Raw genomic sequence first — 17,792 nt, forward strand, 5'->3', positions numbered from 1 at the left:
CGCAAAATTAGTGTGTGGGTGCAGCGGCTTGCTCGCCGGACAACCACATTTTTTCCAGTTGGTAGAAATCACGAACCTCGGGACGGAACACATGAACGATAACATCGCCCGTGTCGATCAGCACCCAGTCGCCGACATCCTTGCCTTCGGTCTTTGCTGTGCGACCGAACTCGTCTTTGACGGTCTGCGCCAGCTTTTCAGCGATCGAAGTCACCTGCCGGGTGGAACGCCCGGAACAGATCACCATGTAATCGCCAATAGCCGTTTTGCCGCGCAAATCAATTTGCACGATGTCTTCGGCTTTGTCGTCTGCAAGGGATTTCAGAATGGTCGCCAAAAGCTGTTCACTTTTGGCCATATTATCAGCAACAGCCATCAGCGTTGCACCGTTCTCCGCAGCTTGGGCTGCGTCAGCTTGGATTGACAGGACATTGTCCTCCTTTAGGCGCGCCGACAGACCCCCGGCGCTGGGGATGAGGGTAAAATAGCAAGCCGCGCAGGAAATTTCAATGACACGGCGGCAAGGATCAGCCAGCAGCGCCGATCTGTGATGATATTGTCTTTTGCAGGCGCGCTATTCCGGAGCGGGCGGGCCCGCGGGTGCGCCCTTGTCTGTCGGAAATACGCCATCTGCCTTCGCGATGTCGGCCTCATATTTCGCTGCCTTTTGGCGGCCGAGCGACAGCTTGCTGTCCTCCAGCATTAACACCTCGCGCTGCGGGAAGGGGATCGAGATGTCGTGCTTTTTAAATGTATCCCAAAGCGCCAGAAACACATTGCCGCGAATGTTGGTCAGACCGCCGGTCGGGTCCTTGATCCAGAACCGCAGGATATAATCAACCGAACTGTCACCGAAGCCGACGATATGGCAAACCGGCGCCTTAAAGCTCAGCACGCGGTCAACGCCCTGCGCGGCCTCGATCGCAAGCTTGCGCACCACATGCGGATCATCGCCGTAGGCCGTGCCGAAATAGATATCCAAGCGCACGAAATCGTTGGAATGCGACCAGTTGACCACCTGATTGGTGATCAGATCTTCGTTCGGGATCAGGTATTCCTTGCCGTCCCGCGTCACCACCGAGGCATAGCGCGCGCCAAGCGTCGCAATCCAGCCAAAGGTATCGCCAAGACTGATAACATCACCGGGTTTGATGGATTTATCAATCAGGATGATTACGCCCGATACAAGGTTCGAGACTACCTTTTGCAGACCGAAACCAAGACCCACACCAATCGCACCGGACAGGACCGCCAGACCAGTGAGGTCGATCCCGACCGCCTTCACTCCCATAAAGAACGCAAAGCCGTAGAGGAAGATTTGCACGCCTTTAACAGCCAGAACCTGCATCGACGGACTGATATCTTCGTTCTTGCGGATGCTGGCGGCGGTGGTGGTACTGATCAACCGCGCCATCGTGATCAACACGCCGATCACCACACAGGCGATGATCAGGTCGAGCAGCGACAGCCGGAAGTCTCCGATGCTGAGCGCCAGACCATCCATAAACACGCCGACTTCATCGGAAACCCGCAGAAAATATAGAGTGGCGTAGATCCATAGCGCCCATGTCACCATGCGCCGCAGTGGGCGATTGCGCACCAGACGCGCCGCAAAGGCGATGCCAACCCAAACCGCCGCTAGCGTTGCAAAAAGCCCGATAAGATAAGACCGCGACGGCCACGTGATGTTTTGCATCACCAGATAAATGCCACCCGCGATCACGGCGAACCACATCAGTCCCAAGCGGCGCTTGATCTGGACCACACCGCGCAGTTGCCACTTCTTCCATCCTTCGCGCGAGCGCACCCAGCGTTCCAACAACGTGCCAGACACACGGTGCAAAAGCCACGCCAACACCGTCACACCAAGCAAGATTAATATTTGATTCTGACGCCAGCCCGGGCTGAGAATGCTTTGGAGAAATGTGATCGCGCCGGAAAACATCGCCTGAAAAGAGGTCAGAAACGCGCTCAGATGCTCTTCAGGGTTCATCAACGTCCTCGCCATTTGATGAAGCGATGTTTGCATATCACCCCGCTTGCCGCAATGTGCGGCACACCTGCGATGCTGAACACTGCCATCTTGCGAGCCGCGCCGCTTCGCGCTATCCCATGCCTTATGACACAGGTTTTCGATCAGACCGACCGCGCGCGCCTGCGCGAACGCTTCTTCGGGGCGACCCATACGGTACGCGCTTCTCTATAAGCGCTGTCGATGCACGACCCTGACCGACACTTCATTCACCTAAATATCGGGAGAGGACCTATGTCCCCCAAAACGCTTTATGACAAAATCTGGGATGCCCATGTGGCCCATGAGGCCGATGACGGCACTTGCCTGCTCTACATCGACCGCCATCTCGTTCATGAGGTGACGTCGCCGCAGGCTTTTGAAGGACTGCGGATGACGGGCCGCACCGTGCGCGCGCCGGACAAGACCATCGCCGTGCCGGATCACAACGTGCCGACCACGCTGGACCGTGCAGATGCCACCACCATGACCGAAGACAGCCGCATCCAGGTTGAAGCGCTCGACAAGAACGCCAAGGACTTCGGTATCCACTACTATCCGGTCTCGGATGTCCGTCAGGGCATCGTGCATATCGTTGGCCCCGAGCAGGGCTGGACCCTGCCCGGCATGACCGTGGTCTGCGGCGACAGCCACACCGCGACCCATGGCGCTTTCGGCTCGCTCGCCCATGGCATCGGCACCTCTGAGGTGGAGCATGTTCTGGCAACCCAGACGCTGATCCAGCGCAAGGGTAAAAACATGAAGGTCGAGATTACCGGCAAGCTTGCACCGGGAGTCACGGCCAAAGACATCACCCTGACCGTCATCGGTAAAACCGGCACTGCTGGTGGCACCGGCTATGTCATCGAATATTGCGGCGAAGCGATCCGCGACCTGTCGATGGAAGGTCGGATGACCGTCTGCAACATGGCGATCGAGGGTGGCGCCCGCGCTGGCTTGATCGCACCGGATGAAAAGACATTCGACTATGTCAAAGGCCGCCCGCACGCCCCGAAAGGCGCGCAGTGGGAAGCGGCATTGAACTGGTGGAAGACCCTCTATTCCGACGATGACGCCCATTGGGACAAGGTCATCACCATCAAGGGCGAAGACATCGCACCGGTCGTGACTTGGGGCACCTCGCCCGAAGACGTGCTGCCGATCACCGCCAATGTTCCTGCCGCCAGCGATTTCACGGGTGGCAAGGTCGATGCGGCGCAACGCTCGCTTGAGTATATGGGCCTGACACCGGGCACACCGCTGAGCGAAGTCGAGATCGACACTGTGTTCATCGGCTCCTGCACCAATGGCCGCATTGAAGACCTGCGCGCTGCTGCGGCAATCCTGAAGGGCAAAAAGGTCAAAGACGGGCTGCGCGCGATGATCGTACCAGGCTCGGGCCTAGTGCGAGCACAGGCCGAAGAAGAAGGCCTTGCCGACATCTTTAAAGAGGCCGGATTTGAATGGCGTCTGGCGGGCTGTTCGATGTGCCTTGCGATGAACCCCGATCAGCTTAGCCCCGGTGAACGCTGTGCCGCGACCTCCAACCGTAACTTCGAAGGCCGTCAGGGCCGCGGTGGACGCACCCATTTGATGAGCCCCGCCATGGCCGCCGCCGCCGCGATTACCGGCAGGCTGACGGATGTGCGCGAACTGATGTGATGCACGGCCTGCCCGTCCCCAAGCTGCGCCGCCCGTCCGGGCAAGGTGCTGCGGGGCGGGCGACGCCGGCCCCATAGGATGGGCCGGACCCAACCGTAAAGCTTTTAGCAAGGACGACCGACATGGACCCTTTCAACACCCTCACCGGCATTGCCGCCCCGTTGCCGCTGATCAATATCGACACAGATATGATCATCCCCAAACAGTTTCTGAAAACCATCAAGCGCACCGGCCTTGGGGTGAACCTGTTTGACGAAATGCGCTATGATGACGACCGCAACGAAATTCCAACCTTCGTTCTGAACAAGCCGCAGTACCGTGACGCCAACATCCTTGTCACCGGCGAAAACTTCGGCTGCGGGTCCTCGCGTGAACATGCGCCTTGGGCGATCAAGGACTTCGGCATATCCTGCGTGATCGCGCCGTCCTACGCCGACATCTTCTATAACAACTGCTTCAAGAACGGCATTCTGCCCATCGTGCTGCCGCAAGAGCAGGTCGACGTGCTGATGAAAGATGCCGAGAAAGGCGCCAATGCGCGGATCTCCATCGACCTTGAGGCGCAAACAATCACTAATTCCGAGGGCGAGGTCTTCTCATTCGAAGTCGATGCTTTCAAAAAGCATTGCCTGATGAACGGTCTGGATGACATTGGCCTGACAATGGAGAAGGTCGCTGCGATTGATACCTTCGAATCGACCGCCGCGCAGAGCCGCCCTTGGGTCTAACCGCCTGACACAACCACTCCGTGCACTTTCGTTCGGAAATACAGTTTAGTGGGCGTTTTGCTGGCGCCCACTAAATCTGGTGGCGATCCGCCTTTTCGCCGCGAAATTGATGCAAGAACGCACCACCAGCAACATCAAAAAGCCACAACAATTAAGCCTAGTTAACCAATAGCCTTGAGCGGCAGGACGAAAGAAGGCACAATTTGGGCAAGATTGAGGCAGACCTCGACACGTCGGGGAACACAAGTTGGAACAAGAACGCGGCATCGCATCGCTTCTGGCCAGTTTGGAAGGGCAGAGTTTTGATAGGACGTATATCCGGCGCGATCATGCGCGCCCTCCTTGTCGCGTTGCTGATTGCAACGCCCGCATTGATGCTGCCGGGACTGGCGGTCGATTCAACACAGATCACCGTGCTGATCGCGTTGCTCGCGGCCTTCCTGACCTTCATCGAATACAACTCCAATTTTCCCAGCATTGTCGAATTCCGCGATGCTCCGCCTTTCAACCGCATCCGCTTTGTCTCGCTGTTTCTGACAGTGTTTTTGCTCAGCGCGATTGTGAAGGGCCAGTCCAACCCGACCCTGATGACAGGCGGGCTGACCTCGATGGGTACGATCATCGGCAATGCGATCGACTTTCCCTACTCTCCGGTGCGCCTGCTGGTGCTGATGCTGCCCGAGACTGCGGATAATGATGCTGTCCGCTCGGTGCGCACGCTAGCGGGGCTGTCCTATTTCATCTCGGTCTTCACTATGGGCGTCTTTCTGGTGCTGGTGCGAATTCTCGGTTGGCCGACTCGTCAGGGTGCCTTTAATGTATGGGTAAACCTGCCGTTGTTTGACCCGACAGCGGGCCCCGATGTCTTGCCACGGTTGCAGCGTGATGCACGGGTCAACATCGTCATTGGATTCTTGTTGCCTTTCCTCATCCCCGCCGTAGTCAACGCAACCTCCGATCTGATAGACCCGGTGATATTGAACACGCCGCAATCTCTGATTTGGACAATAAGCGCATGGGCCTTTCTTCCTGCCAGCATGATTATGCGCGGCATCGCGATGGCCAAGGTCGCCGATATGATTCAAGACAAACGGCGCCGCGCCTATGCCGAAGCTCAATCGGAAGACGGGCTGCAAACGGCCTGATTGCCTGCCTGCTGGCGCTGGTTTGCGCCGCAGTTCCGGCCCAGGCAGACACCCTGCGTATCGCCACTTTTAACACCGAACTGGGCCGCGACGGGCCAGGATTGCTGCTGCGCGATATCCTCAAGGGCGATGATCCGCAGGTGCTGGCGGTGCTTGATATTCTCACTGACGTAAATGCCGATATCCTCGCCTTGCAGGGGATTGATTATGACCTCAACCTGCGGGCGCTGACTGCGCTGGTCGCCGCTCTAAATGAGCGGGGCATCGTCTATCCGTTCTTCTATACGGGCACCCCCAATGCGGGGTTGATGACCACGCTTGATCTGGACGGTGACGGGCGGCTTGGCGGCGCGGGCGATGCGCAGGGGTATGGCCGATTTTACGGGCAGGGCAGCATGGCGGTTCTGTCACGGTATCCCGTAGATCAGGCGCGGGTGCGCGATTATTCGACCCTGCTCTGGCAGGATGTGCGGGATGCGCTTTTGCCCGAAACGGCCGCAGGTCCCTTCCCCAGTCAAGCCGCCCTGGATGTGCAACGCCTATCCTCCAAGGGGCATTGGGCGCTACCGGTCAAGCATCCGGTTTTCGGGGAGATCACAGTGATGACTTTCCACGCCTCGCCGCCGGTGTTTGACGGTCCCGAAGATCGCAACGGCAAGCGGAACCATGACGAGGTGATGTTCTGGCGGCACTATCTGAATGGCGCGTTCGACCGCGCCCCGCCAAAAGGATTTGTGCTGCTGGGGGACGCCAACCTTGATCCCGCAAAAGGCGATGGCCGCAGCGAAGCGATCCGCGCACTTTTGGACGATCCCCGCCTGCAAGACCCCCTGCCAGAGATCCCTACCGTCAGTTGGGCGCAGGTCGGCAATCTGCGGGTCGACTATGTACTGCCCTCGGCGGATTGGCGAATCACGGGGGCTGCCGTGCACCCGCCCACCCCGATAGCCAGCCGCCACCAACTGGTTTGGGTCGACCTCACACGCTAGCCATTCTTGACCCTTCCGCAGGGGCAGGATACCTCGCTTGGGACATTTCATCTCAGGAGCCAACCCATGACCAACCCTACGCTGCTAATCCTCGCCGGTGACGGCATCGGGCCCGAAGTCATGGGGCAGGTCACGCGCATCATCGACTGGTACGGCAAGAACCGCGATCTGGCCTTTGACGTCGAGCATGATCTGGTCGGCGGTGCGGCTTATGACAAGCACGGCACACCTTTGCACGACGACACGATGGCCAAAGCGCTGGCCGCTGATGCGGTCCTACTGGGTGCGGTCGGTGGCCCAAAGTACGACGATCTGGATTTCAGCGTGAAACCCGAGCGCGGGTTGCTGCGTCTGCGTAAAGAGATGGACCTTTTCTCGAACCTGCGTCCGGCGCAATGCTTTGACGCACTGGCAGATTTCTCCTCGCTTAAGAAGGACATCGTTGCAGGGCTTGACATCATGATCGTGCGCGAATTGACCAGCGGCGTCTATTTCGGCGAACCGCGCGGCATCTTCGAGGAAGGCAACGAGCGCGTTGGCATCAACACCCAGCGCTATACCGAGTCTGAAATCGACCGCGTTGCACGTTCGGCGTTTGAACTGGCGCGGCGTCGGTCGGGCAAGGTATGCTCGATGGAAAAAGCCAACGTAATGGAAAGCGGTATCCTGTGGCGCGAAGTCGTGCAGAAAGTGCGCGATACGGATTACCCCGACATCGAACTCACCCACATGTATGCCGACAACGGTGCGATGCAGTTGGTCCGCGCGCCCAAGCAGTTTGACGTGATCGTCACCGATAACCTTTTCGGCGATATCCTCTCTGACTGTGCGGCGATGCTGACCGGCTCGCTCGGCATGTTGCCATCGGCCAGCCTTGGCGCGCCAAACCCCGACGGCCGCCCCAAGGCGCTTTACGAGCCCGTCCACGGCTCTGCCCCCGATATCGCAGGTCAGGGCAAGGCCAACCCGATCGCCTGTATCCTCAGCTTTGCCATGGCGCTGCGCTATTCCTTCGATCAGGGCGATGAAGCGACCCGGCTGGAAAATGCTGTTGAAAAGGTTCTGGCCGATGGTGCCCGCACCGCTGATCTGATGGGCCCCGAAGACGGCACCCCGATCAGCACAACTGAAATGGGCGATGCGATTCTGGCAGCGCTTGACGCCAGCCTGTAATACGGCAGCACGGATCAGACAAAGCGTTTGATCCGTGAAACAACCTCCTGTTGCGCCACGAATTTGGGCGCAGCAGGAAGCGTATCTGAAGGATACGCCGAGCGAGGTTTACGAAACCGAGGCTTAAAATCCCCTCAAATTCCTTTATTTCGACGTCTTAGCGCGCAGATAGGGCCATCGGGATGTAGAATATTAATCAGAATCTAATTCTGACCAAAAAATTCTCGGATTGATATACCTTATTAATTCACTCAGATATCCGCACAGGGACTAACTGCATGCCAGCGTCCCCTTATGCTGGCAAATTGATCCTGACCAAATACCCGCCGTGCCATGCCGCGACACTTACTAAACTCCGCTATAAGGACACCGATCCCATGACCAATTCGACCCTTGCCACAAGCCTGTTCGCGCTGAGCCTTACCACCACGGCGTTGGCTGATGCCCCCGTCGCCAAGACCGCCCTCGTCGCCAACTACGCGAATATTGCCGAGGCCGCTTACGGTGACAGCCTGATTGCTGCGCAACGGTTGCAGGCCGCTGTGGGCACATTGATCGACAACCCCTCCGCCGAAGCGTTGCAGGCCGCAAAGTCTGCATGGCTGGCCGCCCGTGTGCCCTACCAGCAGACCGAGGTATTCCGGTTCGGCAATGCAATCGTCGATGATTGGGAGGGGCGGGTGAACTCTTGGCCGCTGGATGAGGGTCTGATTGATTACGTCGATGCGGCCTATGGCGGTCCGGCGGATGAAAACGAAGCCGCCGTGCTGAATGTTATCGCCAACCCGAGCTTCACTCTGTCAGGTACGAGAATCGACGCTATCCAGATCACGCCCGCTTTGCTGGAGGAATCTCTGCACGAGGCCGATGGAGTCGAGGCGAATGTGGCGACCGGATATCACGCCATTGAATTTCTCCTCTGGGGGCAAGACCTGAACGGGAGCGCTTATGGCGCGGGCAATCGAGCATGGACCGACTTTGCCAAAGGTGACGTCTGCAGCAACGACAACTGCGACCGCCGCGGCGACTATCTTAAGGCTGCGGTTGATCTGTTGGTCTCAGACCTCGATTGGATGGCCGCCCAATGGGTCGAGGGCGGTGCCGCCCGTGCCCCGCTGACCGCAGATGAGGATGCCGCGATCAGCACAATGCTCACTGGCATGGGATCGCTTTCCTATGGCGAACAGGCAGGCGAACGAATGCGCCTCGGCCTGATGCTTAACGACCCTGAAGAGGAGCATGACTGCTTTTCAGACAACACTCACAACAGTCACTATTACGATGGTCTGGGCGTGCAAAACGTCTATCTGGGCGAATACGTCCGTCTGGACGGCAGTCTCGTTTCCGGTCCGTCGCTGTCGGATCTGGTGGCCTCATCCGATGCAGCGCTGGACGTCGAAATGCAGACCAAGCTCAGCACCACCATGCGTGCTTTGGGCCGGATCAAATCCGCCGCCGAAGCGGGTTTCAGCTATGATATGATGCTGGAGCGCGGCAACGCAGGTGGCGAGATGTTGATAATGGGCGGCGTCGACGGTTTGATTGACCAGACTCGGACCATCGAGCGGATTGTGAGCACGTTGGGAGCGAACCCAGCCGCTTTTGAAGGATCCGACAGCCTCGATAATCCCGGCGCTGTGTTTGAATAGCCCACCCTAGGGTCGGCCTCGGCGATCGGCCTTATCTCTCTTCCCTCTCTAATACTTGGAAATACAATGAATACGACAGTACTACTGGCGGGCAGCCTTGGCTTGTCCGGCTTGATCGCATCGGGTGCCACCGCGCAACAGACCGGCTTCACTTGGGATGGCAGTTTCGAGATTGGTATCGACAGCACTTTGCACGCGGATGACCCCACCACCGAGCTGACGGACACCTACGGCGCGCTCGACCTTGGATTTGAGGTCGCCTTGGGCGCACGGGCGACAATCTTCGGGGCACTCACGCTTGAATCAGTCTCTGATGCAGCGAAAACCCGCCATTTCGACGACCTTGGCTTCTACACAAGCGAGCTCGGCCTGCGGCTGGCTTTCGGTGACACCACGGTGTCCTTCGGCAAAATCAGCCCTGTCTTTGGTGTGGCATGGGACGATGCGCCCGGCTTTTACGGCTCGTCCCTGGCTGGCGACTATGAACTGTCCGAGATGATCGGTGCCATGGTTGAGACGCCTCTGGCGGGCGGCGTCTTGTCCTTCGCCAGTTTCTACGCCGATGACACCTTCCTGAGCGACAGTGTCGGCAACAAACGCGGCCGCAACTCGGTCGCGGCGGGGGGCATTGCGAACACGGGCAAACACGACAACTTCGCACTGCAATGGGCAGGCACTGCGGGCATGACGGAGTATTGGGCCGGTGTGCGGCATCTGTCAGCCGGTGTCGGCGATGTCTCTGATGAAAACGGGGTCGTAGCGGGCCTGGCGCAGGACTTTGGCAACGGCTTTGACGGCTTGGTCGAACTCGCGCATTTCAACGGCGCGGCGGGCACCTCTGCCAATGCGACCTATGTAACTGTCGGCGGCACCAACACCGTAGACCGCTGGGCCTTCTCTGCCACGTCCACAGCCATTGATCTATCGGATGGCGGCGCGGATACGATGATCGCTTTGGGCGCGGATTACACCTTTGCGAATGATGTCGAACTGAACCTCGGTCTGGCGCGCTTTGACGTCGGCGGGGATGCGTCGACTGCCGTGGGCATCGCAGCGGTTATCCCGCTCGGCTGAAACTAAAGTCCTCGGGCATTTGCTTGTGCCTGAGGATCGCTTACATCGAAACCGAACCTCCCGAGCGGGAAAAGGCACACCATGATCCGTGCAGAGCACCATAAGCTGACGATCTCTTGGAAAGTTGCCGCGGCCTTTCTGTGCCTAAGCAGCGCTGTCGTCGCTCAGACAACCGAGTTGCAAGACTTGCATCTGAACACGGTTCCCCGCACCGCAGCCGAAACGGCCCGCATCGCCACCGCAACTGCCCCCACAACGGATTTCGATGCCGCCCAGAAGTTTGAAGAAAATTCTGGCGGTGCTGCGACCGTGCGGGCGGCCCCCGATGCTAATGCCTTTTCACAACCCTCGGGCAATATCAGCTTTGAAAACGAGCTGACCTTCAAGGTTGGCAATGGTCTTTTCCGCAAGCTTTGGGTCTCATCGCCCTCATCGACGCTTGCCTCCGATGGACTGGGTCCGCTGTATAACGCGCGGTCCTGCCAGCGTTGCCACCTGAAAGACGGGCGTGGGCATCCGCCCGAAAACCACGAGGACAATGCGATCTCGATGTTCCTGCGCGTCTCTATTCCGGGCAAACCTGAGGACGCGATCCCGCAGATCGAAGGCTATCTCGCGAGCCTGCCCGAGCCGGCATATGGTTCGCAGTTGCAGGATTTCAGTGTGGCAGGCCACAAGGCCGAGTACCGGCTGCAAATTGACTATACAGAGACTGCTATTACTCTTTCAGGCGGCGAAACTGCCAGCTTGCGGGTCCCGGACTATACCGCTGCCGAACTGGGTTACGGCCCCCTGCATCCGCAGGCGATGATCAGCCCACGGGTGGCCCCACAGATGATCGGTCTTGGCTTGCTTGAGGCGATCCCCGCAAAGGATATTCTGGCTTTGGCAGATCCTGATGATGCCGATAGCGATGGTATTTCGGGGCGTGCCAATATCGTCTGGTCGGTGGAATACGATCAACCCATGCTCGGGCGCTTTGGCCATAAGGCGGGCAACCCGACCATCCGCGAGCAATCCGCCTCTGCCTTTGTCGGGGATATTGGCATCTCGAACCCGCTGTTTCCTGCTGGAGCTGGCGAATGCACCGATCTGCAAGCCGATTGCATGGCCGCGCCTCATGGCGATAAAGACGTGCGTGCATTCGAGATTGATGCTGAAGGCCTGGACCTTGTTACCTTCTACAGCCGCAATCTTGGCGTGCCCGTCCGGCGCGATGTTGGCGATCCGCAGATTCTGCGCGGCAAGAAAGTGTTCTACGCCACCGGTTGCACCGCTTGCCATCAGCCTTCGTATGTGACCCATCGGCTTGTCGATCAGCCCGAACAAAGCTTTCAGCTGATCTGGCCCTATACGGATATGTTGCTGCACGATATGGGCGCCGTGCTGGCCGACAACCGTCCCGAAGCCCGCGCCACCGGCAACGAATGGCGCACCCCGCCACTCTGGGGGATCGGGCTGACGAAACAGGTATCAGGTCATACCTATTTTCTTCATGATGGCCGCGCGCGGTCGTTGTTAGAGGCTGTTTTGTGGCACGGTGGCGAGGCACGATCACAGCGCGATGCCGTGATTGACATGCCTCCCGAAGATCGCACGGCCCTGATCCGCTTTTTAGAAAGTCTTTGATATGCGCCCCTTGATCCTTGCCCTTATCCTGAACCTGCCCCTTCCGCTTGCCGCACAAGCGCCCGACCTGACAGCAGTTGTCGAGAACCATATTATCGATGGCTATCGCGCGTTAGAGACTACTTCTGCGCAGCTTTCCGAGACTGCGAAGACTGAATGGAGCGCCGACAGCCCCGCATTACGACAGGCCTATCATGCTGCATTTGACGCATGGGTCGGGGTGAGCCATCTGCGGTTCGGCCCTTCGGAACAAAACAACCGTGCCTTTGCGCTGGCCTACTGGCCTGACACGCGCAGCGCCATGCCCAAAGCGTTAGGCGCGTTGCTGAGCAACCAAGACCCTGTGGTAGAGACACCTCAAAGCTTTGAAACTGTCTCGATTGCCGCGCGCGGGTTCTATGCGATGGAATATCTCTTGTTTGACCCGCAATTCAGCGGAACAGACGCACCTGACTATCACTGCGCGCTGGTCCAGGCCGTCGCACAGGACATCGCGGCCAATGCGCAGGCTATTCGCGCAGAGTGGCAGGATGGGTATGGGGAGCTGATGATATCGGCGAACAACGACACTTACCGGAGCAGTGCCGAAGCTGCTCAACAGATTTTCACAGCGCTCACAACAGGGATGGAATTTACTGCCGATACCCGCCTGGGTCGCCCGCTGGGGAGTTTCGAACGGCCCCGCCCGACCCGCGCTGAGGCCTACCGCTCCGAACGGTCCTTGCGGCATGTTGTGCTGTCGCTGGAGGCTACTCGAGAGTTGGCGGCAATGTTGTCGCAGCACGATCCTGACATCGACGAGACATATGCTGCTGCCCTGGCGACAGCAGAGACCCTCTGACGACCCCGCCTTTGCAGGTGTTTCAACCCCACAGGGCCGTGTTAGGGTCGAAGCGTTGCAGCAAAAAATAAATGCAATACGCGGCATCCTGGCTTCGAACCTTGGCCCGCGCCTTGGCGTTGCAGCGGGTTTCAATTCACTGGATGGCGACTGATGGCAGACCGGCGGACGTTTTTGGCAGGGATGTTGGCTGCTGGGTTGTGGCCCAAGCCAACATGGGCAGATGCGGGCAATCCGGCGTTTCTGTCAGCAGGATTGCGGCAGGATGGTAAATACGTTCTCTGCGGCTTGGACACGCAGGGGCGGATCAGTTTCCAGATCGATCTGCCCGAACGCGGCCATGCCGCTGCCGGCCATCCAACCAAACCCGTTGCCGTGACCTTCGCCCGGCGCCCAGGGACCTTTGCGATCGTCGTAGACTGCGTGACAGGTGACAAACTGGCTGAACTTGATGCTCCTCAGGGCCGCCATTTCTATGGTCATGGTGTGTTCTCGCGCGAGGGTGACATCCTCTTCACCACCGAGAACGATTTCGAGACAGCGCGCGGGATGATCGGGGTTTGGGACGTGCCATCGGGTTACCAGCGGATCGGCGAATTCCCCTCTGGCGGCACTGGGCCGCACGACTTCAAGCTAACACCCGACGGGCAGCGTCTTATCGTCGCGAACGGCGGCATAGAGACACATCCGGACTCGGGCCGCACCAAACTCAACATCCCGACGATGCGCCCCAACATAAGCGTATTGCGGATTGAAGGCTCCTTGGTGCGTAGCGTTACCCTCACCCCCGAGCTGCACAAGAACTCGCTGCGTCACCTCGCGATGGCAGCGGATGGAACCGTTGCTGTCGCAATGCAATGGCAGGGTGACATTACCGAACGCCCAGCTGTTCTGGGCCTTATGCCCCCCAAAGGTGAGATCGAGATTTTGCAGACCAGCGCGGCAGAGCGGCAGGCGATGCATGGCTACGCCGGAAGCATTGCGATTTCCGATGTCGGGGGCGAAGTCGCGATCACCTCGCCGCAGGGCGGGGCTTGCCAGGTTTTCAGCGTTGCTACGAAACGGATGCTGCGCCAACGCCAGATGCCGGATGTCTGCGGTGTTGCGGCCTCGGGCACGGGATTTCTGCTTACCAACGGTATGGGCACCGTCGCGCCAGAGGGTGCCGACCCCGCATCGCTCGCCACGCCGCATCCTGTACGCTGGGACAACCATCTGGTGCCACTAACGCGCCGCGGCTGCCCCCCGCCACTGCCATCTTTCGCCGCTTTTTCGCATGATCCAGCCGCCAAGCATCGCCAAGCCTTGACGGGCAGGCACACACGCGAAACTAAGGGGGATGGAAATAGCGCGGGCTCCCCTATGTTGAGCGGTGACGCGCTGCAGGCCTCGCCTGATCCACCTGTATATTCCCCCTGAGGAGGATTTGATGAAGTTCCGTTTTCCCATCATCATCATCGACGAAGATTTCCGTTCCGAAAATACCTCGGGCCTTGGCATCCGCGCCATGGCCGAGGCGATCGAGAAGGAAGGCTTTGAGGTGCTCGGCGTCACCGGCTATGGCGATCTGGCGCAATTTGCGCAGCAGCAATCGCGGGCCAGCGCCTTTGTGCTCTCCATCGACGACGAGGAATTTACCCCCGGTCCCGATCTTGATCCGGCAGTGGTGAACCTGCGGAATTTCATCGAGGAAGTGCGCTGGAAGAACGCTGATGTGCCGATTTACATCTACGGTGAGACCAAAACCAGCCGCCACCTGCCCAACGATATCCTGCGTGAGCTGCACGGCTTTATTCACATGTTCGAGGACACGCCGGAATTTGTTGCGCGCCACATTATCCGTGAGGCGAAAAGCTATCTCGACGGAATCAAGCCGCCGTTCTTCAAGGCGTTGCTGGATTACGCCGAGGATGGCTCCTATTCATGGCACTGCCCCGGTCATTCTGGTGGTGTCGCGTTTTTAAAAAGCCCTGTCGGCCAGATGTACCACCAGTTCTATGGTGAAAACATGTTGCGCGCCGATGTCTGCAACTCGGTCGAAGAACTGGGCCAGTTGCTCGACCACAACGGTGCCATCGGCGCGTCCGAGCGGAACGCCGCGCGGATTTTCAACGCGGATCACTGCTTTTTCGTCACCAACGGCACCTCGACCAGCAACAAAATGGTTTGGCACCACACTGTCGCGCCCGGAGATGTAGTGGTGGTCGATCGTAACTGCCACAAGTCGATTCTGCACAGCATCATCATGACGGGGGCGATTCCGGTCTTCCTGAAACCGACGCGCAACCACTATGGCATCATCGGCCCGATCCATCAGAGCGAGTTCGAGATTGAAACGATCCGTGAGAAAATCCGCGCCAACCCGCTGCTCTCGCACGTCGACGCCGACACGGTGAAACCACGGATAATGACGCTCACGCAGTCAACCTACGACGGCGTGCTTTATAACACCGAAACCATCAAAGACATGCTCGATGGCTATGTCGAGAATCTGCATTTCGACGAAGCATGGCTGCCGCACGCGGCCTTCCACCCGTTTTATGGCAGCTATCACGCGATGGGCCGCAAGCGCGAGCGTCCTGCCCATTCGGTGACCTATGCCACCCAGTCGATCCACAAATTGCTGGCAGGCATCAGCCAAGCCAGCCATGTGTTGGTCCAGGATTCCACCAGCACCAAGCTTGACCGGCATTTGTTTAACGAAGCCTATCTGATGCATTCCTCCACCAGTCCCCAGTACAGTATTATCGCAAGTTGCGATGTGGCGGCAGCGATGATGGAGCCTCCCGGCGGCACGGCACTGGTTGAGGAAAGCATCACCGAGGCGCTCGATTTCCGCCGCGCGATGCGCAAGGTCGATGCGGAATACGGCGATGACGACTGGTGGTTCGAGGTCTGGGGGCCAGACGACATCGGTGAAGATGGTATCGGCGAGGCGAAGAACTGGATCCTGAAGCGCACCGATGAAGACGCAGTGCAAGCCTCGGACGGCGCGGAAGCGTGGCATGGCTTCGGCGATATGACCCGTGGCTTCAACATGCTTGACCCGATCAAGGCGACGCTGGTCACGCCCGGGCTGAATATGGACGGTCGTTTTGAGGAAACTGGCATTCCCGCCTCGATCCTGACCAAATACCTTGCCGAACATGGTGTGGTGGTTGAGAAAACTGGCCTTTATAGCCTGTTTATTATGTTCACTATCGGCATCACCAAAGGTCGCTGGAATACGATGCTGTCGGCCTTGCAGCAGTTCAAAGACGACTATGACAAAAACCAGCCGATGTGGCGGGTAATGCCAGAGTTCATTGCCAAGCAACCGCGGTATGACAAAATGGGCCTGCGCGATCTGTGCCAGCATGTGCATTCGCTGTATGCGAAATATGATGTCGCGATCCTGTCGACCGAAATGTACCTGAGTGATCTGACGCCCGCGATGAAGCCTGCTGACGCCTTCGCCCATATCGCGCAGCGGACGACCCAGCGGGTGCCGATTGATGATCTTGTTGGCCGGATCACCACCAGCCTTGTGACCCCCTACCCACCCGGCATTCCACTGCTGATCCCCGGCGAGCAGTTCAACAGCAAGATCGTGGAATACCTCAAGTTCAACCGCGAGTTTGCGCAGCTTTGCCCTGGGTTCGAGACTGATATTCACGGGTTGGTGCAAGAGGTCGACCCCGACGGGGCCGTGCACTACTACGCCGATTGCGTCGCGCAATAGCAGGACCGGAAACTGCCAGCCGCTCAGGAAGGCTGGCGGTTTCTACTGTGGAACAAGGGAAACCTGCATTTAACTGGAATGTTGGTGACCCCGACTGGATTCGAACCAGTAACCTGCCCCTTGGGAGCGAGGAGTGGTAAAGTAAATAGCACTTAGTATCAGTAACTTGAAAATAGTTATTTGAATCTATTTTGTCCCTTAATGCGCACTTTTGGTATGTTTCGTTCCATTTCGTTCCGACCACGTGCCAAGCCGAGCGACCTAAGATAGCGCATGTTCCAGTAGGTTGGGATCGAATGGACGTGGTTCGCCTCGATGATTTCGTGCGTCGCGCCGAATGCCCAGCAGTGAGTATCGGTCCACGTCCGCCCGCCACGGAAAGTTCTATGGTAATCCTCCCGTATTTAACGGGGTGCCGCCGTAGAACTTACGCAGCCATTTTCAGCTTCATTGCGGGCGTGATGCCGCCGATGCCCATGTTCGGGCGGTCGTTGTTATAAGTCCATAGCCACTGGGTGGCGAAGTGCTGAGCCTCCTCGATGCTGTTGATAATGTATTGGTCTAACCATTCGTGCCGGACGGTGCGGTTTTAGCGCTCGATGTATGCGTTCTGCTGAGGTTGACCGGGCTGGATGTGTGCCAAGGCGATGCCGTGCTCTTCAGCCCAATCCAGCAGTGCCTGACTGACATATTCCGGGCAGTTGTCCACACGTATGGTTTTGGGCTTGCCCCGCCATTCGATGATGTTGTTGAGGCTCCGGATGACCCGCTCTGCCGGTAGAGAAAAGTCCACCTCGATGCCCAAGCCTTCCCGGTTGAAGTCGTCCAGCACATTCAGCAACCGGAAGGCACGACCGTCCTCAAGCCGATCTGCCATGAAGTCCATTGACCAGGTGATATTCGGAGCCTCAGGCACGGCCAAGGCATCCGGCACGTCACGCTTCAATCGCTTGCGTGGTTTGATTGTCAACCGGCAGGGTATTGCGCAGCAATGTCCCGAGAGGGGCGCAGGTTCAGTTTCAGGGCACAGTAGATCCGATAGATCCTTTTGTGGTTCCAGGGATGCCCCTTCACGTTGCGCAGATGCAGGAAGCACAGACCAAAGCCCCATGTCTTACGGGCGTCGGTCAGGCCGACCAGAAGGTCAGCGATCAGCTCATTCTCATCGCT

Annotated in this window: 13 protein-coding genes and 1 pseudogene; 11 read left to right on the forward strand and 3 right to left on the reverse strand. The window is 58.3% G+C overall.

Annotation, left to right across the window (positions count from 1 at the left end):
* Positions 1-7 precede the first annotated feature (7 nt).
* Entirely contained in the window at positions 8-376 is a 369-nt protein-coding gene (gene rsfS / locus BM174_RS05930) for a ribosome silencing factor (RefSeq protein WP_093922918.1), read from the reverse strand.
* 198 nt (positions 377-574) lie between these two features.
* Positions 575-1,993, reverse strand: a complete 1,419-nt coding sequence (locus BM174_RS05935) for a mechanosensitive ion channel family protein (protein ID WP_093922947.1) — start codon at positions 1,991-1,993, stop codon at positions 575-577.
* A 273-nt stretch (positions 1,994-2,266) separates the two neighbouring features.
* On the opposite strand from BM174_RS05935, the gene leuC reads away from it, so the two are divergent.
* The 11 genes from leuC (at position 2,267) to BM174_RS05990 (ending at position 16,622) form a co-directional block, all read left to right on the forward strand.
* Entirely contained in the window at positions 2,267-3,673 is a 1,407-nt protein-coding gene (gene leuC / locus BM174_RS05940; protein WP_093922919.1) for a 3-isopropylmalate dehydratase large subunit, read from the forward strand.
* Positions 3,674-3,795: 122 nt separating this feature from the next.
* Positions 3,796-4,401 carry a 3-isopropylmalate dehydratase small subunit gene (leuD, locus tag BM174_RS05945; RefSeq protein WP_093922920.1) on the forward strand — a complete coding sequence of 202 codons (606 nt, stop codon included), beginning with the start codon at positions 3,796-3,798 and terminating at the stop codon, positions 4,399-4,401.
* Positions 4,402-4,730: 329 nt separating this feature from the next.
* Complete coding sequence (locus BM174_RS05950; protein WP_245766274.1) at positions 4,731-5,546, forward strand: hypothetical protein; 816 nt, start codon at positions 4,731-4,733, stop codon at positions 5,544-5,546.
* A 59-nt stretch (positions 5,547-5,605) separates the two neighbouring features.
* Complete coding sequence (locus BM174_RS05955; protein ID WP_342742052.1) at positions 5,606-6,535, forward strand: endonuclease/exonuclease/phosphatase family protein; 930 nt, start codon at positions 5,606-5,608, stop codon at positions 6,533-6,535.
* Between the two features lie 66 nt (positions 6,536-6,601).
* A complete protein-coding gene (gene leuB / locus BM174_RS05960) occupies positions 6,602-7,708 on the forward strand; it encodes a 3-isopropylmalate dehydrogenase (protein WP_093922922.1) in 1,107 nt (368 codons plus the stop codon).
* A 377-nt stretch (positions 7,709-8,085) separates the two neighbouring features.
* Positions 8,086-9,357, forward strand: coding sequence for an imelysin family protein (locus tag BM174_RS05965; RefSeq protein ID WP_093922949.1), 1,272 nt, complete (start codon positions 8,086-8,088; stop codon positions 9,355-9,357).
* A gap of 66 nt (positions 9,358-9,423) precedes the next feature.
* Entirely contained in the window at positions 9,424-10,431 is a 1,008-nt protein-coding gene (locus BM174_RS05970; RefSeq protein ID WP_093922923.1) for a hypothetical protein, read from the forward strand.
* 81 nt (positions 10,432-10,512) lie between these two features.
* A complete protein-coding gene (locus tag BM174_RS05975) occupies positions 10,513-12,060 on the forward strand; it encodes a di-heme oxidoreductase family protein (RefSeq protein WP_093922924.1) in 1,548 nt (515 codons plus the stop codon).
* A 1-nt stretch (position 12,061) separates the two neighbouring features.
* On the forward strand, positions 12,062-12,901 hold the full coding sequence (locus tag BM174_RS05980; protein ID WP_342742051.1) for an imelysin family protein: 840 nt from the start codon (positions 12,062-12,064) through the stop codon (positions 12,899-12,901).
* 153 nt (positions 12,902-13,054) lie between these two features.
* A complete protein-coding gene (locus BM174_RS05985; protein ID WP_093922925.1) occupies positions 13,055-14,320 on the forward strand; it encodes a DUF1513 domain-containing protein in 1,266 nt (421 codons plus the stop codon).
* Between the two features lie 10 nt (positions 14,321-14,330).
* The gene (locus tag BM174_RS05990) at positions 14,331-16,622 is read left to right on the forward strand and encodes an arginine/lysine/ornithine decarboxylase (RefSeq protein ID WP_093922926.1); all 2,292 of its coding nucleotides are present in this window, start codon (positions 14,331-14,333) and stop codon (positions 16,620-16,622) included.
* A 427-nt stretch (positions 16,623-17,049) separates the two neighbouring features.
* Here the strand turns inward: BM174_RS05990 and BM174_RS05995 are convergent.
* Positions 17,050-17,792, reverse strand: a pseudogene (locus BM174_RS05995) (IS3 family transposase); the annotation flags it as partial.

This window comes from Sulfitobacter brevis (assembly GCF_900112755.1).
Lineage (GTDB): Bacteria > Pseudomonadota > Alphaproteobacteria > Rhodobacterales > Rhodobacteraceae > Sulfitobacter > Sulfitobacter brevis.